19 protein-coding genes are annotated in these 18,151 nt (G+C 75.9%); 9 read left to right on the forward strand and 10 right to left on the reverse strand.

What is annotated here, in order from left to right; translation table 11 throughout:
* Window positions 1-25: 25 nt before the first annotated feature.
* From ABT093_RS05995 to ABT093_RS06005, 3 genes are all read right to left on the reverse strand, one after another.
* On the reverse strand, window positions 26-640 hold the full coding sequence (locus ABT093_RS05995; protein ID WP_350560828.1) for an RNA polymerase sigma factor: 615 nt from the start codon (window positions 638-640) through the stop codon (window positions 26-28).
* Window positions 641-781: 141 nt separating this feature from the next.
* Entirely contained in the window at window positions 782-2,266 is a 1,485-nt protein-coding gene (locus ABT093_RS06000) for a cytochrome P450 (RefSeq protein ID WP_350560830.1), read from the reverse strand.
* Window positions 2,267-2,388: 122 nt separating this feature from the next.
* Entirely contained in the window at window positions 2,389-3,456 is a 1,068-nt protein-coding gene (locus tag ABT093_RS06005) for an RNA ligase (ATP) (RefSeq protein WP_350560832.1), read from the reverse strand.
* A gap of 380 nt (window positions 3,457-3,836) precedes the next feature.
* On the opposite strand from ABT093_RS06005, the gene modA reads away from it, so the two are divergent.
* The 3 genes from modA to ABT093_RS06020 all read left to right on the forward strand — a co-directional run bounded on the left by modA (window position 3,837) and on the right by ABT093_RS06020 (window position 6,827).
* Window positions 3,837-4,688, forward strand: coding sequence for a molybdate ABC transporter substrate-binding protein (gene modA / locus ABT093_RS06010; RefSeq protein ID WP_350560834.1), 852 nt, complete (start codon window positions 3,837-3,839; stop codon window positions 4,686-4,688).
* Window positions 4,689-4,804: 116 nt separating this feature from the next.
* A complete protein-coding gene (locus ABT093_RS06015; protein ID WP_350561145.1) occupies window positions 4,805-5,629 on the forward strand; it encodes an ABC transporter permease in 825 nt (274 codons plus the stop codon).
* A gap of 91 nt (window positions 5,630-5,720) precedes the next feature.
* Window positions 5,721-6,827: an ABC transporter ATP-binding protein gene (locus ABT093_RS06020; protein WP_350560836.1), complete on the forward strand. Its 1,107-nt coding sequence runs from the start codon at window positions 5,721-5,723 to the stop codon at window positions 6,825-6,827.
* A 119-nt stretch (window positions 6,828-6,946) separates the two neighbouring features.
* On the opposite strand, the gene ABT093_RS06025 is transcribed toward ABT093_RS06020, so the two are convergent.
* Window positions 6,947-7,609, reverse strand: a complete 663-nt coding sequence (locus ABT093_RS06025; RefSeq protein WP_502884144.1) for a response regulator transcription factor — start codon at window positions 7,607-7,609, stop codon at window positions 6,947-6,949.
* Window positions 7,609-8,883, reverse strand: a complete 1,275-nt coding sequence (locus ABT093_RS06030) for a sensor histidine kinase (RefSeq protein WP_350560840.1) — start codon at window positions 8,881-8,883, stop codon at window positions 7,609-7,611. Before ABT093_RS06030 ends, ABT093_RS06025 begins: the two co-directional genes overlap by 1 nt.
* A gap of 160 nt (window positions 8,884-9,043) precedes the next feature.
* Here ABT093_RS06030 and ABT093_RS06035 point away from each other — a divergent pair, with 160 nt between their 5' ends.
* The 3 genes from ABT093_RS06035 (at window position 9,044) to ABT093_RS06045 (ending at window position 11,206) form a co-directional block, all read left to right on the forward strand.
* On the forward strand, window positions 9,044-9,952 hold the full coding sequence (locus ABT093_RS06035; protein ID WP_350560842.1) for an ATP-binding cassette domain-containing protein: 909 nt from the start codon (window positions 9,044-9,046) through the stop codon (window positions 9,950-9,952).
* A complete protein-coding gene (locus ABT093_RS06040) occupies window positions 9,949-10,716 on the forward strand; it encodes an ABC transporter permease (protein WP_350560844.1) in 768 nt (255 codons plus the stop codon). Before ABT093_RS06035 ends, ABT093_RS06040 begins: the two co-directional genes overlap by 4 nt.
* Before the next feature lie 118 nt (window positions 10,717-10,834).
* Window positions 10,835-11,206, forward strand: a complete 372-nt coding sequence (locus ABT093_RS06045; protein WP_350560846.1) for an SRPBCC family protein — start codon at window positions 10,835-10,837, stop codon at window positions 11,204-11,206.
* A 198-nt stretch (window positions 11,207-11,404) separates the two neighbouring features.
* On the opposite strand, the gene ABT093_RS06050 is transcribed toward ABT093_RS06045, so the two are convergent.
* Together ABT093_RS06050 and ABT093_RS06055 are read right to left on the reverse strand one after the other, a co-directional pair.
* Window positions 11,405-12,118, reverse strand: a complete 714-nt coding sequence (locus ABT093_RS06050) for an aminoacyl-tRNA hydrolase (protein ID WP_350560848.1) — start codon at window positions 12,116-12,118, stop codon at window positions 11,405-11,407.
* 31 nt (window positions 12,119-12,149) lie between these two features.
* Entirely contained in the window at window positions 12,150-13,082 is a 933-nt protein-coding gene (locus ABT093_RS06055) for a hypothetical protein (RefSeq protein ID WP_350560850.1), read from the reverse strand.
* Window positions 13,083-13,231: 149 nt separating this feature from the next.
* Between ABT093_RS06055 and ABT093_RS06060 the strand changes: the two genes are divergently transcribed.
* Window positions 13,232-13,606: a YbjQ family protein gene (locus ABT093_RS06060; protein WP_350560852.1), complete on the forward strand. Its 375-nt coding sequence runs from the start codon at window positions 13,232-13,234 to the stop codon at window positions 13,604-13,606.
* Between the two features lie 168 nt (window positions 13,607-13,774).
* Window positions 13,775-14,863 carry an NAD(P)-binding domain-containing protein gene (locus ABT093_RS06065; protein ID WP_350561147.1) on the forward strand — a complete coding sequence of 363 codons (1,089 nt, stop codon included), beginning with the start codon at window positions 13,775-13,777 and terminating at the stop codon, window positions 14,861-14,863.
* A gap of 24 nt (window positions 14,864-14,887) precedes the next feature.
* Here ABT093_RS06065 and ABT093_RS06070 read toward each other — a convergent pair whose 3' ends face one another.
* Entirely contained in the window at window positions 14,888-15,346 is a 459-nt protein-coding gene (locus ABT093_RS06070) for a winged helix-turn-helix transcriptional regulator (RefSeq protein ID WP_350560854.1), read from the reverse strand.
* Between the two features lie 76 nt (window positions 15,347-15,422).
* On the opposite strand from ABT093_RS06070, the gene ABT093_RS06075 reads away from it, so the two are divergent.
* Window positions 15,423-16,334 carry an NAD(P)H-binding protein gene (locus ABT093_RS06075; RefSeq protein WP_350560856.1) on the forward strand — a complete coding sequence of 304 codons (912 nt, stop codon included), beginning with the start codon at window positions 15,423-15,425 and terminating at the stop codon, window positions 16,332-16,334.
* 43 nt (window positions 16,335-16,377) lie between these two features.
* Here the strand turns inward: ABT093_RS06075 and paaE are convergent, their stop codons facing one another.
* A complete protein-coding gene (gene paaE / locus ABT093_RS06080) occupies window positions 16,378-17,553 on the reverse strand; it encodes a 1,2-phenylacetyl-CoA epoxidase subunit PaaE (protein WP_350560858.1) in 1,176 nt (391 codons plus the stop codon).
* A complete protein-coding gene (paaD, locus tag ABT093_RS06085; RefSeq protein WP_350560860.1) occupies window positions 17,554-18,147 on the reverse strand; it encodes a 1,2-phenylacetyl-CoA epoxidase subunit PaaD in 594 nt (197 codons plus the stop codon).
* Window positions 18,148-18,151 lie beyond the last annotated feature (4 nt).

An 18,151-nucleotide genomic window follows, 5' to 3' on the forward strand; every position in this document is an offset into this window, starting at 1 on the left:
GACCGGCAACGGAGCTGACAGACCGTCAGTCCGGCGCGTCGGGCCGGGCCCCCTCGCGGAGACCGGCCCCGAGGCCCTGGTCGTGCTCGCGCTCGCCCGCGCGCTCGCGTTCGATGAGCGTACGCAGCCGCTCCAGCGCCCGCCGGCGGGTGAGGGCCAGGGTGGAGCGGTGCACGCCGAGCAGGGCCGCGGCCTCCTCCAGACCGTAGCCGTCGAGGTCGACCAGCAGGACGGCACGGGCCTGCTTGGCCGTCAGGCAGCCCAGCAGCCGGACGACCTCCCAGTGCGCCTGCAGCTCCGCCTGTCCGCCGGCCTCGCCGCCCAGCACCTCGACGTCCTCCAGCGCCTCGTACGGCACCAGCCGGCGGCGGTCGCGGCGCCACTCGTCGCGCACGACGTTGACCATCGCGGTGAACGCGTAGGCGTAGGGCCGCGGATGGCCGAGGAAGCGGGCGGGCCGCCGGGCGATGCGCAGGTACGCCTCGTGGACGACGTCCCCCGCGCCGAACGGATTCCCGAGCAGGCGCGCGGCCGCCCGGTGCAGCCGGGGCAGCAGTTCCGTGAACACCCGGTCGAACTCCGCCGATTCGGCGCCGCGGGACCCGTCCGCCTCGCCGCGACACCCCGGTGCGCTCCCCATGCCGCCCCCTCGGAACTCGGCACCCCGGGGCCCGGCCGGCGGACACCGGCCCGGACCTCCACGACGCACCTCACCTCATGGTTCGCCGTCCTCCTGCCCGCCGTGGGCGCCGGTGATGCCTGCCCGCCCCCGATCGGACGCTCAGCCGCGCGGCGTCAGCCGGACCCGCATCGGGCTCTTCACCTGGAGGGTGATGCCCTGGCCGAGCCGCACGCCGTGGTCGATCGCCTCCAGGTCGAACTCCCGCAGCAGCGAGCCCAGCGCCAGCACCGACTCCAGCATCGAGAAGTGCTGCCCGATGCAGGCCCGCGGCCCGCCGCCGAACGGGTACCAGGCGTAGCGGTGCCGCTCCTTCTCCCGCTCGGGCAGGAAGCGGTCCGGGTCGAAGCGGTCGGGCTCCGCCCAGTGGCCGGGGTGCCGGTGGGTCACCCAGGGCGCCAGGATCACCTGGGCGCCGGCCGGGACCACGTGCCCGTCGATCACCGTCTCCTCCACCGAGCGGCGCCCCATCTGCGAGGCCGGCGGGTAGAGCCGCATGGCCTCCTTCAGCACCCGGGTCAGGTAGGGCAGCGCCTCCAGGTCGGCGGCCACGGGCTCGCGCCCGGCGAGCACCGCCGAGGCCTCCTCCTGCGCCAGGCGGCGCTGCTCGGGGTGCTTGGCGAGCAGGAACAGCGCGAAGGCCAGCGAGGTCGCCGTGGTCTCGTGCCCGGCGAGCAGGAAGATCAGCACCTGGTCGCGCAGCTCGTCCGGGTCGAGCCGCTCGCCGTCCTCGCCGCGGGCCCGGGTCAGCAGCTCCAGCAGATCGTCCTGGCCGGCCGCTCCGCCCTGACCGGCCTGGCCGCCCCGGCCGCTCCCGCCGTCCAGGCCGCCCGGACCGGCCGCGGCGGCCCCGCCGGCGCGTTCCGCCCGCCGGGCCCGCTCGGCGATGATCCGGTCGCACACCGCGTACAGGTCCCGGCGCGCCGCGGCGCCGCGCCGGTTGGACGGCGTCGGCCAGGAGCGGGGCAGCCGCACCGGCGCGAAGCCGCGGGCGAGGACGAGCTCCCCTATCACCGGGAAGCCGCGGTGCACCACCTGCACCGCCGCCTCCACGTCCGCGCCGAACAGGATCCGGGCGACCGTGCGCAGCGCGAAGCGCGACATCTCCTCGGCGACGTCGACCACGCCGTGCGGGACCACCCGCCACCGGTCGGCCAGCGCCCGGCACTCCAGCCCGACGGCCTGCGCGTAGCCGTCCACCCGGCGGCGGGTGAACAGCGGCTGGATCAGCCGGCGCTGGCGCTGGTAGTCGCCGTCCTGGCTGGTCAGCAGGCCGTTGCCGAGGCTGGTCCGCAGTTCGTCGTAGAAGCTGTTGTCCTTGCGGAAGTTGGCCGCCTCGCTGCCGAGCACCTGGTGCGCGCCCTCCGGGGAGAACACGGCGTAGAACTCGGCGCGCAGCCCGGGCGGGCCGGCCACGAAGCGGACGACGTCGCCGTAGTCGCGGCGGGCGTCCAGGAACGTCCGCAGCGGGCGCCGGGTCAGGTCGAACAGCGAACCCACCACGGGGAGCCCGGGCGGCCCCGGTACCCGCTTCGCGGCGCCGGCAGCGGTGACGGCGGCGGTGACGGCGGCGTCGGTCAGTGTCATGTCCCCTCCTCGGTCGTGTCCCTTCGTCCCTCCAACGTAACTGAGTGGTAATCAGAGCAGAAGGAGCGCGTTGGGCGGCCCGGCGGACGTCACACGGCGCTCGCCGGGCTGTTCGCGCCCCCCTACTCGTACTCCGTGCCACCCTTGCGGGTGAGGTAGGCGTCGCCGACGGCCTTGGCGATGGCACGCCCGCCCAGCACCGGGCTGTGGCGCTCGGCCTCGGGCCGGACCACGACGCCCTCACGCACGTGCAGGTCGCGCCCGGAGACCGTCTCGCGCCCCTGCGCGAGCGCCAGCACGGTGTCCACCGCGAACGGCCCGCGCCACAGCTCGGGCACCAGCGGCAGCTCCCCGGCCAGCAGTTCGGCGGCGGGCAGCCAGCGCAGCTGTCCGTCGACCAGCGCCGACACGTCGAAGGCCGCGTAGCCGGGCGCTTCGCCGCGCCCGGACCCGCCGTAGGTGAGGTCCTGCACGCCCGCGCCGTAGACCTCGCCGAAGACGCCGACCCGCTCGGCGCCGAGGCGCGCGGCCAGCCGCGCCGCGACCCGCGCGACGCCGTGCGCCCGCACCGCGCGCCAGTACAGGTTGCGAGCGTCCTCGACGAGCGCCAGCCCGCGCGCGGCCATCCCCTTGGAGGAGACCTGCACCTCGCCGGTGGCGGCGTGGTAGGTGACCAGGCAGCAACTGCCGTGCAGCTTCTCGGTCACCACGACGGGCTCGCCGGGCGCGAAGACGTCCGGGAACCGCTTGAGGTTCTCGACGTCCACCCAGGGCAGCAGGTCCGGGGCCGCGACCACCTCGCCGCTCATCGTGGTGGGCACCGGCGGCTGCCACTTGGTGATGCCCAGCAGGGCGGCGAAGTCCTCGCCGCGCGCGGCGGCGACCGCCAGGTCGGTGCCGGCCAGCGCGCCGGGCCGGCAGACGATGCCCTGGGACAGCTCGCCGCGCAGCCGCACCGCCTTGACCCGGTCGGCCCCGCTCCCGGCGAGCCGGCCGGTCAGGCCCAGTTCGGCGATCAGCGCGGCCGGCAGCACGGCCTGCTCGGGGATGTACACGGCGTGCTCGCCGGTGCGGTAGGCGCCCTTGGCGACCACCGCGCGGTAGAGGCCGACCTGGGCGAGTTCCAGGGCGTCGGCGTTCGGGTGCTCCAGGATGGTCAGCCGCTCGGCGCTGACCCGCAGTGTGGACATGGGTGTACTCCTCCCCCGGGCTCGACCGGTCCGGCCGGCCGGCGTGCGTGTGGGCGTGTGGGCGCGGTCGGGTGTGCGTCCAGATGTGCACGCACGTGGACGCGCGGGGTGCGTCCCGGCGGATCCCGAGGGGACGGCCGGGGCAGTCCGGGCGGGGCCACTCTTCCGTCCGGGGGCGGCCGTGCGCGAAGGGTTTTCCTGCCGCCGCGCGCCGCCGCACGCCTTCCGGCCGCCGGGGCGCCTCCGGCACCGGCCCTCGCGGTTGCGATGGGCCAGGGGCTCATCGGCTCGCAGCTGCGGCACTATGATCGGCATAAAGGCCGTACCTGCGGCCCGGGACACCGCGCCCTTCCGGCGCGTCCAGGAGGGGAAGCGAAGGAATGACCATCCGCAGATTCACCGCCGCCGGCGCCGCGGCGCTCGTCCTCGCGCTCGCCGCCACCGCCTGCGGCAGCGACGGCGGCTCGGACACCGGGAACGGCACGGCCACGAGTACCGCCACCGACTCGGCCACCGGCTCCGCCACGACCGGTTCCCCGGCCGGCGTCCCGAAGGCGTCCGGTTCGATCACCGTGTTCGCGGCCGCCTCGCTCAAGGAGACCTTCACCGACCTCGGCAGGAAGTTCGAGGCCGCCAACCCCGGCACCAAGGTCACCTTCAACTTCGGCGGCAGCTCCGCCCTCGCCGCCAGCATCAACTCCGGCGCCCCCGCCGACGTCTTCGCCGCCGCCAGCCCGGCCACCATGAAGACCGTCAGCGACGCGGGCGGCGCCGCGGGCGAGCCGAGGACGTTCGTGCGCAACACGCTCGCCATCGCCGTCCCCGAGGGCAACCCCAAGCACCTCACCGGCCTCGCCGACCTCGCCGCCCCCGGGGTGAAGGTCGCGCTCTGCGCCAAGGAGGTGCCCTGCGGCGCCGCCGCGCTGACCGCCCTCAAGGCCGCGAACGTCACCCTCACCCCGGTCACCCTGGAGCAGGACGTCAAGGGCGCGCTGACCAAGGTCGAGCTGGGCGAGGTCGACGCCTCGCTGGTGTACCGCACCGATGTGCGGGCCGACGCCGGGAAGATCGACGGCGTGGACTTCCCCGAGGCCGCCAAGGCCGTGAACGACTACCCGATCGCCGCGCTGGCCAAGGCGCCGAACAAGGACGGCGCCGCCGCCTTCGTCGCCTACATCCAGTCGCCCGAGGCGCAGCAGGTGCTGACCGCGGCGGGCTTCCAGGCCCCGTGATCCGCCGCCGCACCGACCGTTCCGGCCGCATCGACCACACCGGCCGCTCCGGCCGCTCCGGCCGTTCCAGCCGCCTGCCGTCCCAGGCCGACCGCCTGCCGTCCCAGGCCGACCGCCTGCCGTCCCAGGCCGACGGCCGGCCGCGCCGACGGCGGCGGCGGGCGGGCCGGGTGCCGGCCGCCCTGCTGCTCCCGGCCCTGCTCGGCCTGGCGTTCCTCGTCCTCCCCCTGGTCGGACTGCTGGTCCGGGCGCCGTGGAGCACGCTGTCCGAGCAGCTCACCAGCCCGCAGGTCTGGGAGGCGCTGCGCCTGTCGCTGGTCTGCGCGACGGCGGCCACGGGCGTCTCGCTGGTGCTGGGCGTCCCGCTGGCCTGGCTGCTGGCCCGCACCGAGCTGCCGGGCCGGCGGCTGGTCCGGGCCCTGGTGACGCTGCCGCTGGTGCTGCCACCGGTGGTCGGCGGCGTGGCGCTGCTGCTGGTGCTCGGCCGGCGCGGCATCGTCGGCTCCTGGCTGGACTCCGCCTTCGGCCTGACCCTGCCGTTCACCACCACCGGTGTGGTGATCGCCGAGGCGTTCGTGGCGATGCCGTTCCTGGTGATCAGCGTCGAGGGCGCGCTGCGGGCCGCCGACCCCCGCTACGAGGAGGCCGCCGCGACGCTGGGCGCCTCCCGGCTCACCGCCTTCCGCCGGGTGACGCTGCCGCTGATCGCCCCCGGGATCGGGGCCGGCGCGGTGCTGGCCTGGGCGCGGGCGCTCGGCGAGTTCGGGGCGACGATCACCTTCGCGGGCAACTTCCCCGGCCGCACGCAGACCATGCCGCTCGCCGTCTACCTGGCGATGGAGTCGGACCCGGAGGCGGCGATCGCGCTGTCGCTGGTGCTGCTGGTGGTCTCGATCGCGGTGCTGGCCGGGCTGCGCGAGCGCTGGATGTCCACGCCGTGACGCCGCCTTCGGCCCCGCGCCCCACCCTCGGCCCGCCGGGCCCCGAGCGGCCCGCCCGGCGCCGCGTCCCCGTCCCCGGAAGGCCCCGCCGATGACTCCGCCCACCGCACCCACCGCTCCCGCCACCGGCGCTCCGGAGGCCGGCGCCGGCCTGGACGCCCGGCTGCGGGTCGAGCGCGCCGCCTTCACCCTGGACCTCGCGCTCACCGCCGCCCCCGGGGAGGTGGTCGCGCTGCTCGGCCCGAACGGCGCCGGCAAGTCCACCGCCCTGCGCGCCCTGGCCGGGCTGCTCCCGCTCGGCGACGGCCACCTGCGCCTGGACGGCCGCGTCCTGGAGGACCCGGCCCGCCGGCTGCACACCCCCGCCGAGGAGCGCCCGGTCGGCGTGGTGTTCCAGGACTACCTGCTCTTCCCCCACCTGAGCGCGCTGGACAACGTGGCGTTCGGCCCGCGCTGCCGGGGCCGCTCCAGGCGCGAGGCGCGCGCCGAGGCGGCCGGCTGGCTGGAGCGGATGGGCCTGGCCGAACACGCGGGCGCCCGGCCGGGCCGGCTCTCCGGCGGGCAGGCGCAGCGGGTGGCGCTGGCCCGGGCGCTGGCCGTGCGGCCGCGGCTGCTGCTCCTGGACGAGCCACTGGCCGCCCTGGACGCCCGGACCAGGCTCGACGTCCGCGCCCAGCTGCGCCGCCACCTGGCCGAGTTCGAGGCGGTCGCGGTGCTGGTGACGCACGACCCGCTGGACGCGATGGTGCTGGCCGACCGGCTGGTGGTGATCGAGGACGGGCGCGAGGTGCAGTCCGGCGTCCCGGCGGAGATCGCGCGCCGGCCGCGCACCGACTACATCGCCCGGCTGGTGGGCCTCAACCTGTACCGGGGCACGGCGGACGGGCACCGGGTGACCCTGCCGCAGGGCGCGGTGCTGACGACGGACGAGGAGCTGTCCGGGCCCGCGTTCGTCGCGTTCCCGCCGTCCGCGGTGACCCTGCACCGGGCGCGCCCGGAGGGCAGCGCGCGCAACGTCTGGGAGCTGACGGTGGCCGGCCTGGACCTGCACGGCGACCAGGTGCGGGCCGACCTGGCGGGCGCCGTCCCGATGGCGGCCGACCTGACGCCGGCGGCGGCGGCCGAGCTCGGGCTCGCGCCGGGCTCGGCGGTCTGGGCCGCCGTCAAGGCCGCGCAGACGCACGCCTACCCGGCCTGAGGCTCCGCCTGGCGAGCGGCGGGCTGTGGACGTTGGTCAGCGAGCGTTGGTCGGCGGGCGGCGGGCGGCGGGCGGCAGCCTGCGGGGCGTCAGTCGGCGGGGCGTCAGTCGGCGGGGCGTCAGTCGGCGGGCGCCACGAAGCCCGACTCGTAGGCGAGGATGACCGCCTGGGTGCGGTCGCGCGCGCCGAGCTTCGCCAGCAGGCTGCTGACGTGCGTCTTCACCGTCTGCACGCCGAGGAAGAGCTGTGCGGCGATCTCGCCGTTGGTCAGTCCGCGCGCGACCAGCCGCAGCACCTCGGCCTCGCGCCCGGTCAGGGCGGCCCGGGCCATCGCCGCGCGCGCCGCCGCGTTGCCCCGGCCGGCCGCGAGCCGGCGGATCTGGGCGGGGAAGAGCAGCGACTCGCCGGCCGCCACCAGCCGTACCGCCTGGGCGATCTCGGCGGGCCGGGTGCGCTTGAGCAGGAACCCGTCGGCGCCGGCGCGCAGGGCCTGGTAGACGTAGTCGTCGATCTCGAAGGTGGTGACGACGACGATCTTCGGCGCGCGGCCGCCGGGCACGGCGCCGTCGCGGACCAGTTCGCGGGTCGCGGCGAGGCCGTCCGTTCCGGGCATCCGGACGTCCATCAGCACCACGTGCGGGCGCAGCCGGCGGGCCAGGTCGACCGCCTGCGCGCCATCGGACGCCTCGCCGACCACCCGCAGGTCGCCCTGCGCCTCCAGCACCGCCCGCAGTCCGGCCCGGACCAGTTCCTCGTCGTCGGCCAGCAGAATGTCGATCATCACGCGCCCAAGCGTAGGGGGACCCGGACGGCCAGCACCCACTCGCCGGACTCCGCTCCCGCCGAGGCCTCGCCGCCGAGCAGCACGGCCCGCTCGCGGATGCCGCGAAGTCCCTTGCCGCCGCGGCGCGGTGAGCCGCCGGAACGGCCGGGCGCACCGGCGTGCGGGGGTAGGGCGTTGGCGCAGCGCAGCTCCAGCCGGCCGTCACGGACGGCGATCCGGACGCTGATCGGCTCGCCGGGGGCGTACTTGAGGGCGTTGGTGACGCCCTCCTGGACGATCCGGTAGCCCTCGCGGGAGAGCACGCCGGGCAGGCGCCCGGGCGGGACGTCGACCCGGGCCTCGACGGGGCTGCCGGCCGCCCGGGCGGTGTCGAAGAGGGCGGGGAGGCGGTCGATGCCCGGCCGTTCGCGGACGTCCTCGGCACCGGCGGCCTCGCCCGCGTCGCCCGCGTCGCCGGTTTCGCCGGCGTCGCCGGTGTCGCCGGTGTCCCGGAGCAGGGCGAGGGTGCGTTCGAGGTCGTCCATCGCCCGGCGGCCGGTCTCCTCGATGACTTCCAGTGCCTTGGCCGTGAACGCCTGGTCGCCGACCGCGCGTGCCGCGCCCGCCTGAAGGACCGTCACCGTCAGTGCGTGGCCGATCGAGTCGTGCAGCTCGCGCGCCAACAGGTTGCGCTCCAGCAACCGTTCGGCGCGCAGCTCGGCGGCGGCCAGCCGCTGCGCCGGAGAGGGTCCCAACAGTCTTACGGCCATCACGAGTTGGAGCCGCCCTGCCCAGACGACCAGCCAGCCGAGCCCGAACAGGGCCAGCGGTGCCAGCAGCGGCGTCCAGCGCAGGGCGTCCCCGCCCGGCACCCGCAGGCCGAACACCACCGGCTCCGGCCGCACCAGCAGGTCGAAGGCGGCGGCGGGTCCGAGCACCGAGGCCGCGCCCACGGCCCCGCCGAGCACCAGCCGGCCGAGCAGCCAGAGCGCCGTGCGCCACCGGTCGGCCCAACCGCGCGCGGGTTCGGCGGCGATGTCCTGCTCGCGGTCGGGGACGAGCAGCAGCCGCGCCTGCACGCCCTCCGCCCGGCGCATCGCGGGCACCGTCGCGGACAGCACCACCAGCGCGACGTCCACCGGCACCGCCCGCACCAGCACCTCGCCGAGACCGCGTCCCGCGATGCCCGGATAGATCATCAGCATGACGCCGGCGAAGATCCAGCCGATCAGCAGATGCAGCCACCGCGCGTAGGTGACGGGACTCAGCAGAGGCGCGAGTATTCGGGGCACCGCGCCATCCTGCCAGGTCAGCGGCGCGCTCGGCCTCCCTCCCGGGAGGGAGGGCGGTCCCCTCCCCGGCGGGATCCGCCGCGGTGCCCGGATCCGGTCCCATGGAGCCACCGAAGGACAACGGCGCGGCTCGCACGAGGCGGCAGAACGGAGGACGGTCGTGATCACCGTGGAGGGGCTCACCAAGGAGTACGGCGGGACGCGGGTGGTGGACGGCCTCGGCTTCGAGGTCCGCCCCGGGGTGGTGACCGGCTTCCTCGGGCCCAACGGCGCCGGCAAGAGCACGACGATGCGGCTGATCCTGGGACTGGAGCGACCGAGCGCCGGCCGGGCCCTGGTCGACGGCCGCCCGTACGCCGAACTGGACACCCCGCTGCGGCGGGTGGGCGCCCTCCTCGACCCGCACGCCCTGCACGGCGGCCGCACGGCGCGCGGACACCTGCGCTGGCTGGCCGCGAGCAACGGCCTGCCGCAGCGCCGGGTCGAGGAGGTGCTCGACCAGGTCGGGCTGTCCGACGCGGCCGGTCGGCGGATCCGCGGCTTCTCCCTCGGCATGCGCCAACGCCTGGGCGTGGCGGCCGCGTTGATCGGCGACCCGCCGGTGCTGATGCTCGACGAGCCGGTGAACGGCCTGGACCCGGAGGGCATCCGCTGGATCCGCGCCCTGCTGCGCGGCCTGGCCGCCGAGGGGCGCGCGGTACTGGCCTCCTCGCACCTGATGTCGGAGATGGCACTGACCGCCGACCACCTGGTGGTGATCGGCCGGGGCCGGCTGCTGGCGGACGCGACGACCCCGGACTTCATCGACCGTCACGGCCGGACCAGGATCCGGGTGCGGGCCGTCGACCCGGACGCGCTGGCGTCACTGATGGGCCGTTCGGGCCTGGACGCGCAACGCGTGGACGGCGGCGCCTGGGAGGTCACCGGCGCGGCACCCGAGGAGGTGGCCGCGCTGGCGGCCGCCGAGCGGGTGGTGCTGTACGAGATCGCCGTGCAGCAGGACTCCCTGGAGGAGGCCTTCCTGCGGATGACCGCCGACAGCGTCGAGTACCGGGCGGTGGCCGCATGAGCACCGCGACCCCCTTCACGGCCGGCACGGCCGTCCGCGCCGCGCTGCGCGCCGAACGGATCAAGTTCACCACCCTGCGCTCGCTGTGGATCACTCCGCTGGTCGCCGTGCTGCTCACCGTCGGCTTCGGCACCGCGGTGGCCGCCGTCGTCGGCGGCGAGGACGACAGCTTCGCCGAGGACCCCGGCCTCGGCATCCACTACGGCCTCAACTTCGGCCAGGCGGCGCTGGTCTGCTTCGCCGTCCTGCTGTTCGGGCAGGAGTTCAGCACCCGCATGATCGGCGTCTCGCTGACCGCCGTCCCGCACCGCGGCCGCCTCTACGGCGCGAAGCTCGCCCTCGGCGCGGCCGTCGCCCTCGGCGCCGGAGTGCTCGGGACCGCCGGCTCGTTCCTCGGCTACGGCGCGTTCGTGCCGGATTCCTGGGACGGCCCCGCTCTGGTGCGCAGCGCCACCGCCGGGGTCCTCTATCCGGCGCTGCTGGTGGTGTTCTGCCTGGGGCTGACCGCGGTGCTGCGCAGTCTCACCGCGGCCATGGGCCTGCTGCTGCCGGGCGTCTTCCTGCTCTCCCCGCTGCTGTCCGGCGTCCCGGGCGTGCGCGGCGCCGCGCAGTTCCTCCCGGACCGCGCGGGCCAGTACGCGCTGCGCTACGCCGACGACCCGCAAGTCGTGTACGGACACTGGACCGGCCTGCTGATCATGGCCCTGTGGGCCGGCGCCGCCGCTTACGGCGGCCTGTGCGGCCTGCGCCGTCACGTGACCTGACGATTCGTCAGTGCGTGTGAGACCGACTTCCGTCCCCGCCACCCATGCGCAACCCGTGAGTTGCACATGGCGGCGGGGACGTGCGACCCTCGGACGACGGATCGAGGAGGTTCACGGCATGGTCGCCGACAGCATCGAGCGTGAGATCACCATCGCGGCGCCGCGCGAGCGGGTCTGGGAGGTGCTCACCCGGGCGGAGTTCCTGGACCTCTGGATCGGCACGGTCACTCCCGCGCTGATCGAGCAGCTGGAACCGCCCACCGTGCTCGCCGTCCGCCGGCCCCGGGGCTCCGGCCTGGTCACGTTCACCCTGTCCACCGAACCGGGCGACCACACCCGGCTGCGGATGGTCGAGAGCGGCCTCACCCCGCCCGGCTCCCCCCGGGAGGCGCAAGCCCCGACACACGCCGGCGGGCGAACCGGCACCGGCTGGACCCGCAGGCTCACCGAGTTCGCCTGCCACACGGAGCGCCTCACGCTCCGCCGGTGAAATGGGCGGCGCTGACAACTGACAACTGACAGATTTCAGCTGACAGATAACAGATTTCAGAATCTGTTATCTGTCAGCTGTCAGTTGTCAGTTGTCAGCCACTCAACCGCCGAGCCACTCAACCGCTCAACCGCCGAGCCGATGAACCCCTGAATGGCTGAACGGATGAACGGCTGAACCGCTCAACGTCCTGGCCGATCAGCCCCGCAGCCCCGGGTGGTCCGCCACCACCGTGCAGCTGCCCGGGGCGATCTCCGTGAAGCCCGCGTCCTGGACCAGCGGCAGTCCGCTCGCCACCAGCTCCGCCCAGGCCTGCGGGGTCGCCGTGCGGACGGCGAGGGCGAAGCCGCTGTCCGCCCACTCCTTGCGCCGCGCCTCGTCCAGGCGCCACCAGGCGAGCTGCGCGGCGTGGCCGGTCTGCGCCATGGTCTTGCCCGCGCTCATCTCCAGCTCCGGGTTCAGCCAGAGCACCGGCGTGCCCGGCTCCGGGGCGTCGAGCGGGCCGGCCTCCTCCAGGTCGGTGCCCGACACCTGGAGCTTGGCCAGCTCCTTGGGCCAGCCGTCCAGCGGGACCGGCGGGAACACCCGCACCTCCGCCTCCCGGCCGGTCACCGTGACCCCGGGCAGCTCGCCGGCCCGGCGCCACTCGCCGCCGCGCGCCCGCCGGACCACCTTGCGGATCCGCGCGTCCTCCCAGGCCGCGACCCGCTCGGCCCACTCCCCCTCGGCCTCGGCGACCCGCGGGTCGGCCAGCAGCGTCAGCACCGCGCGCGCCGAGGTCTCCAGCGCGTCGGTCCGCCCGGGCGGCGTCGCCCGCTCCAGCCGCACCACCAGCGGCAGCACGTACTGCGGCCGGGCGTCACGGTCCTCGGGCGTCGGTTCGGGAACGGGGGCGTCGAACGGAGAAGTCACCCGACCAGCATGCCAGGCCGCGCGGCGCCCCTCAGCGGCGGTAGCCGCGCTGCGGGTCCCGCTCCTCCGCGTCGTCGTAGGTCAGGAACCAGCCCTCCGGATGGGTGGCCGTCAGCAGCAGCTCGGCGCGCTGCTCCGCGGTCAGCTCCGGATCGCCGTCGTCCGGCCCGTAGACGCCGAACAGCTCGTCGTGGCAGCCGTCCCAGTCGTAGTCGTACAGGTCGGCCGGCAGGTCGCCCATCATGTCGGCGACCGACTCGGGCTGTGCGCCGAGCAGCGCCCGGGCGTCGACCAGCGCCATCCGCAGCGCGATCTCCTCCGCCAGGCAGCGCGGCAGCGGCCACTCGCCGAGCGCCAGGTCGTCGGCGAGGTCGTCGAAGGTGCGGGCCATCGCGCGGCGCCAGCCCCGGTGCAGCCGCCAGGTGCGCTGCGGCAGCCGCCCGAACACCGTCCAGTCCGCCTCCTCGCCGTCGGCGACCGGCTCGTCCTCGTGCTCGTCGAGGTCGTCGTAGGCGGCGTCGGCCAGCCCGAGCAGCTGGGCGTGCAGCAGGCAGGCGGTGCGCGGGGTGAGCGTCCAGTCACCGGCCGCCCCGCCGCCGTCCTCCTCCTCGCCCTCCAGCGGGAACAGCTCGGCGAAATCGGGGGCGAAGTCCTCGGTGACGGCGATCTCCAGCGTGCCGCCGATCGCCTCCACCCCCGGGATCGCCGCCACCAGCCGGTCCGGGTGGAGCAGCGCGCCGAGCGCCGCGTTGGCGTCCTCGGCCACCTCGCGCAGCAGCTCACGGCGCTGCCCGGCCGGATCGATGCCCTCGAAGTCCAGTTCCTCGACGGCCGCGATGGCCGCGGCGCGCAGCGCCGGCCAGTTCGTGATCCGCAGGCCCAGGACCACCGTCGCCTCGATCTCCTGCGCGCCGGAGTCCTCCGCCGCGCCCGGCCCCTGTGGATGATCGCTTCGCTCGCCCATGGGGCTACGGTACGGCTTTTCGGCCGTCCGATCACCGGTCCGTTCCGGCTACCCTACGCGTTCTCGCCGTTACCGCCCCGCGCGTTCCCGCGCACGCCCCGCGCGCCTCTGTTCGACGACGTCCTGTTCCCCGGGGCAGGATGTGCCCCATGGCAAACATCGACGAGTACGGCGGCGGGCAGCGCCCGGACGCCCAGGTGCTGGTAGTGACCACCAACGACATCCCCGGCTACCGGGTCGATCACGTGATCGGCGAGGTCTTCGGCCTGACCGTGCGCAGCCGGCACATCGGCAGCCAGATCGGCGCCTCGCTGAAGTCGCTGGTCGGCGGTGAGCTGCGCGGTCTGACGAAGACCCTGGTGGAGAGCCGCAACGAGGCGATGGAGCGGCTGGTCGAGCAGACCAAGGCGCGTGGCGGGAACGCGGTGCTGATGTTCCGGTTCGACGTCACGGAGGCGGCGGACGTCGGCACGGAGGTGTGCGCCTACGGCACGGCTGCGGTGATCTCCCCGGCCACCGCCTGATCCCGGCCCGGACGGGGCCGTGGCACCGGGAACCGTGACACCGGTGACCGGGAACACGGCCCGCCCGCGGGATGTTTCACCGGCGTGACTGTTTACGGTGCAACCACTCTCGATGCGACGACCGGCGTCGGCACCCCGGCGCCGGACGCGGGACGCCGGGTCGACGTCCTGGTGATCGGTGCGGGCCAGGCGGGCCTGTCCGCCGCCTACCACCTGCGCCGCCGCGGATTCTCGCCGCACCGCGCGGACACCGACGGCGGGTTCGTCGTCCTCGACGCCGACCGCGCCCCCGGCGGCGCCTGGGCGCACCGCTCGCCGTCCCTGCGGATGGCCACCGTGCACGGTTTCCACGACCTGCCCGACGTCGAACTCCCCGAACCCGACCCGGACGTCCCCGCGCGCGAGGTCGTCCCGGGGTACTTCGCGGCGTACGAGGCGCAGCACGCGCTCCCCGTCGTGCGCCCCGTCAGGGTGCTGGCGGTGCGCTCCGAGTCCGCCCGGCCGGACGCCCGGCTGCTGGTCGAGACCGATTCCGGCACCTGGTCCACCCGGGCGCTGATCAACGCCACCGGCACCTGGACCCGCCCCTTCCTCCCCCACTACCCCGGCCGGTTCGGCGGGCGCCAGCTGCACTACGCCGCCTACCGCGGCCCGAAGGAGTTCACCGGCAAGCGGGTGCTGGTGGTCGGTGGCGGGGCCTCGGCGATCCAGGTCCTGTCGGAGGTCGCCGCGGTCGGCGAGACCGTCTGGGTCACCCGCACCCCGCCCGTCCACCACGACGGCCCGTTCACCCCCGAGTACGGGCGAGCGGTGGTCGCCAAGGTCGAGGAGCGGGTCCGCCAGGGGTTGCCGGTGCGCAGCGTGGTGAGCGTGACCGGGCTCGGCCCGTCGGTCGCCTACCGCCGGGCCGAGGAGCTGGGCGCGCTGCACCGCCGCCCGATGTTCGACCGGCTCACCGAGCACGGGGTCGCCTGGGGCGACGAGGAACTCGCCGTCGACGCGATCGTCTGGGCCACCGGTTTCCGCCCCGAGGTCGGCCACCTGGCCCCGCTCGCCCTGCGCTCCCCCGCCGGCGGCATCGCCCTCACCGGCACCCGCGCCACCGCCGACCCGCGCGTCCACCTGGTCGGCTACGGCCCGTCCGCAAGCACCGTCGGCGCCAACCGCGCCGGCCGCGCGGCGGTCAACGAGATCGTCCGCCTGCTCGGTGCCCCGGCTCGGGACGGGGCCGCGGCGACGGTGCCGGTCGGCGGCTGACCGGACGCCGGCTGCGGCCGGGCCTCACCGCGCCGGCGGGGTCCGGTCGTGCACGGCGGCCCAGGCGCCCAGCTCCCGCACCGCCGCGTGCAGCGATTCGCCGAGGCCGGTCAGCGCGTACTCGACCCGGTACGGGGACTCGGGGCGGGCGGTGCGGCTCACGTACCCCTCGGCCTCCAGGGTGCGCAGCGCGCGGGTCAGCATCCGCCGGCTCAGGTCGGCGACCGCGCGGTCCAGCTCGTTGTAGCCGTGGGGCCGTTCGGCGAGCAGGCAGATCAGCAGGACGCTCCAGCGGTCCCCCACCCGGTGCAGCACCGCCGTCGCCGGGCACGTCGCGCGGTCCTGCGCGGTGACAGGAGCGGGGGCGGTGACCGGAGCGGGGGCCGACGCGGGGGCGGTGACCGGAGCGGGGGCCGACGCGGGGGCGGTGACCGGAGCGGGGGCCGACGCGGGGGCCGGGGTCCGGTCCGTGCCAGTGGACATGGATGTTCCTTCTTTCGACGACCCGTCAGGCCCGCCCATGATCGCTCCAGGACATCGTCGCAGTCGAGGAGTTCACATGTTCGCAGTCACCGGGTCCACCGGGCGGTTCGGCCGGCTGGCGCTCGCCGCGGTACTCGACCTGACCGCCGGCCGGACCGGCACGGTCGCCCTCACCCGCGATCCGGCCCGGGCCGGCGCGGACCCGGCCCGGCCCGGCCTGTCCGTCCGGCAGGCCGACTTCGCCCGCCCCGCCACCCTGCCGCCGGCGCTCGCCGGGGTGCGGCGGCTGCTCCTCGTCAGCACCGAGCGCTCGCCCCGCCGGCTCCACCTGCACGAGGCGGCCGTCGAGGCGGCCGTCGCCGCCGGGGTGGAGCACCTCGTCTACACCTCGGTGGTCCGCGCCGCCGACCCGGACAACCCCGTCCCCGAAGCCGCCGACCACCGGCGCACCGAGCGGCTGCTCGCCGGATCCGGTCTGGCGCACACCGTCCTGCGGTTCAACGTCTGGCCGCAGATGCTGCTGCTCTCCGGCCTGGCCCGGCTCGCGGCGGCCCACGGGGAGCTGCCCAGCAGCGCCGCGCACGGCCGGGTCGGCTACATCACCCGCGAGGACACCGCCTGGGCCGCCGCCCGCGTCCTCACCGGCGCCGTCGACACCCTCCCCGCGCCGGGCGCCACGGGGACGGTCCTGGACGTGACCGGCCCGGGCCTGACCGACGCCGAGGTCGCCGCCGCGCTCGGCCGCGCCACGGGGCGGCCGGTGCGGCACCGCCCGGTGGCCGACTCGGACGTCCCGGGCGCGCTGACCGCGCTCGGCGTGCCCCCGGCGCTGGCGGCCGGCTGGGGCGAGAACGACCCGTGGCGCCGCCAGGGCTGGTTCGACGTCCCCGACGACGGCACCACGCGGCGGCTGCTCGGGCGCGCCCCGGTCACGCTCGGCGCGTTCTTCGCCGCCCACCACGCGGAGCTGCTGGCGGGAACGCCCTGACGGGCCGGCCGGCCGCCCCCGGTGTCTTCCGTCCGCCGCCCGGTCAGCGGTCGTAGTCGACCGTCACCCTGGGCGTCACCGGGCGGGCCTGGCAGGTGAGGACGTAGCCGGCGGCCAGTTCCTTCTCCTCCAGGGCGAAGTTGCGCCGCATCTCCACCTCGCCCTCGGTGACCAGGGCCCGGCAGGTGCCGCAGACGCCGCCCTTGCAGGCGAACGGCAGGTCGGGGCGCGAGCGCTGCGCGCCGTCCAGGATGGAGCGGTCGCACGGAAGTGACAGGGTGCTGCCGCGCCCGTCCAGGACTACGGTGACCTCGCTGTGCCCGGCCGCGTCCGGGGTGTCGTCCGGGCGCTCGGCCACCGGTTCGTCCTCGGCGTGGAACAGCTCCTGGTGCACCCGCTCCGCCGGGACGCCCAGGCCGGCCAGCAGTTCCCTGGCCCCGGCGACCATGCCGAACGGTCCGCAGAGCCACCAGTGGCCGACCGCCGCGGTGTCCACCAGGGCCGTCAGCAGTGCCCCGACCCGCTCCGGGTCCAGCCGGCCGCTGAGCAGCTCGGCGTCCCGGGTCTCCCGGGAGAGCACGTGGACCAGCTGGAAGCGGTCCAGGTAGCGGTCCTTCAGGTCGGCCAGCTCGTCGGCGAACATCACGGTGTCGCTGCGGCGGTTGCCGTAGAGCAGGGTGACCGTGGAGGTGCGGTCGGCGGCCAGCACGGAGGCCGCGATGGACACCATCGGCGTGATGCCGGAGCCGGCCGCCAGCAGCACGTGGTCGGCGGGCTCGGCGAGGTCCGGGGAGAACAGGCCGGACGGCGTCAGCACCTCCACCTCCTCCCCCGGCCGGGCCTCGCGCACCAGCCAGCGGGAGAACAGCCCGCCCGGCACCTCGCGCACGGCGATGCGCAGGGGGCCGCCGACAGGGGCGCAGATCGAGTACGAGCGGCGCTCGTCGATGCCGTCCACCACCCGGCGCAGCGTCAGCGTCTGCCCCGGCCGGAACGCGTACGCCTCCGCGAGCCCCTCCGGCACGGTGAAGGTGACCGCGACGGCGTCCTCGCAGAGCCGCTCCAGCCCGGCGATCCGCAGCGCGTGGAAGGTCGGGCGGCGGGCGGGGCGCACGGCGGGCGGCTCCGCGGGGAGTTCCGCAGGGAGTTCCGCGGACGGCTCCGCGGGCAGGTCCGCGGAGCGGGCGGCGGGCAGGTCCGCGGACGGAACGGCGGCCATTCAGATCTCCTTGACGCGTTCGAAGGGCTCGCGGCAGTCCCGGCAGCGCCACAGCGCCTTGCAGGCGGTGGAGCCGAAGCGGGACAGCTCCTCGGTGTCGGTGCCACCGCAGAGCGGGCAGGTGACGGGCGGCGGCGCGGCGGCGCTCCCGACGGCCCCGGCGCTCCCGGCTTCCCCGGCGTCCGCGCGCCGGGTCGGGCCGAGGCTCAGCAGCGCGGGCCCGCTGCGCGCGACGGCGCTCGCGGCGCCGGGCCGGGGCGGGGCGATCCCGGCCTCGGCGAGCTTGCGCCGGCCCTCGGCGGTGATCAGGTCGGTCGACCAGGGCGGGTTCAGCCGCAGCCGGACCCGGACGTCCGCGAACCCGGCCGCGCGCAGCCGCCGGTCCACGTCCGCGGCCATCTCGGCGACGGCCGGGCAGCCCGAGTACGTCGGGGTGAGCCACGCGGTCACCGAGGGACGCTCCGGATCTCCGGCGACCTCGACGTCGGCGAGCACGCCCAGGTCGGCCAGCGTCAGCATCGGCAGCTCCGGGTCCGGCACGGCCGCCGCCACCGCCCAGGCGGCCGACCCGCTCGACGCGCGTGCCCCGGCCACGGCC

It is taken from the genome of Kitasatospora sp. NPDC002551 (assembly GCF_040296005.1).
Taxonomy (GTDB): Bacteria; Actinomycetota; Actinomycetes; order Streptomycetales; family Streptomycetaceae; genus Kitasatospora.

Bases quoted from the DNA above. Each gene is read 5' to 3' on its own strand.
- ABT093_RS05995 (WP_350560828.1), bottom strand. From the start codon at position 640: ATGGGGAGCGCACCGGGGTGTCGCGGCGAGGCGGACGGGTCCCGCGGC.
- ABT093_RS06000 (WP_350560830.1), bottom strand. From the start codon at position 2,266: ATGACACTGACCGACGCCGCCGTCACCGCCGCCGTCACCGCTGCCGGC.
- ABT093_RS06005 (WP_350560832.1), bottom strand. From the start codon at position 3,456: ATGTCCACACTGCGGGTCAGCGCCGAGCGGCTGACCATCCTGGAGCAC.
- modA (WP_350560834.1), top strand. From the start codon at position 3,837: ATGACCATCCGCAGATTCACCGCCGCCGGCGCCGCGGCGCTCGTCCTC.
- ABT093_RS06020 (WP_350560836.1), top strand. From the start codon at position 5,721: ATGACTCCGCCCACCGCACCCACCGCTCCCGCCACCGGCGCTCCGGAG.
- ABT093_RS06025 (WP_502884144.1), bottom strand. From the start codon at position 7,609: ATGATCGACATTCTGCTGGCCGACGACGAGGAACTGGTCCGGGCCGGA.
- ABT093_RS06040 (WP_350560844.1), top strand. From the start codon at position 9,949: ATGAGCACCGCGACCCCCTTCACGGCCGGCACGGCCGTCCGCGCCGCG.
- ABT093_RS06045 (WP_350560846.1), top strand. From the start codon at position 10,835: ATGGTCGCCGACAGCATCGAGCGTGAGATCACCATCGCGGCGCCGCGC.
- ABT093_RS06055 (WP_350560850.1), bottom strand. From the start codon at position 13,082: ATGGGCGAGCGAAGCGATCATCCACAGGGGCCGGGCGCGGCGGAGGAC.
- ABT093_RS06060 (WP_350560852.1), top strand. From the start codon at position 13,232: ATGGCAAACATCGACGAGTACGGCGGCGGGCAGCGCCCGGACGCCCAG.
- ABT093_RS06070 (WP_350560854.1), bottom strand. From the start codon at position 15,346: ATGTCCACTGGCACGGACCGGACCCCGGCCCCCGCGTCGGCCCCCGCT.
- ABT093_RS06075 (WP_350560856.1), top strand. From the start codon at position 15,423: ATGTTCGCAGTCACCGGGTCCACCGGGCGGTTCGGCCGGCTGGCGCTC.
- paaE (WP_350560858.1), bottom strand. From the start codon at position 17,553: ATGGCCGCCGTTCCGTCCGCGGACCTGCCCGCCGCCCGCTCCGCGGAC.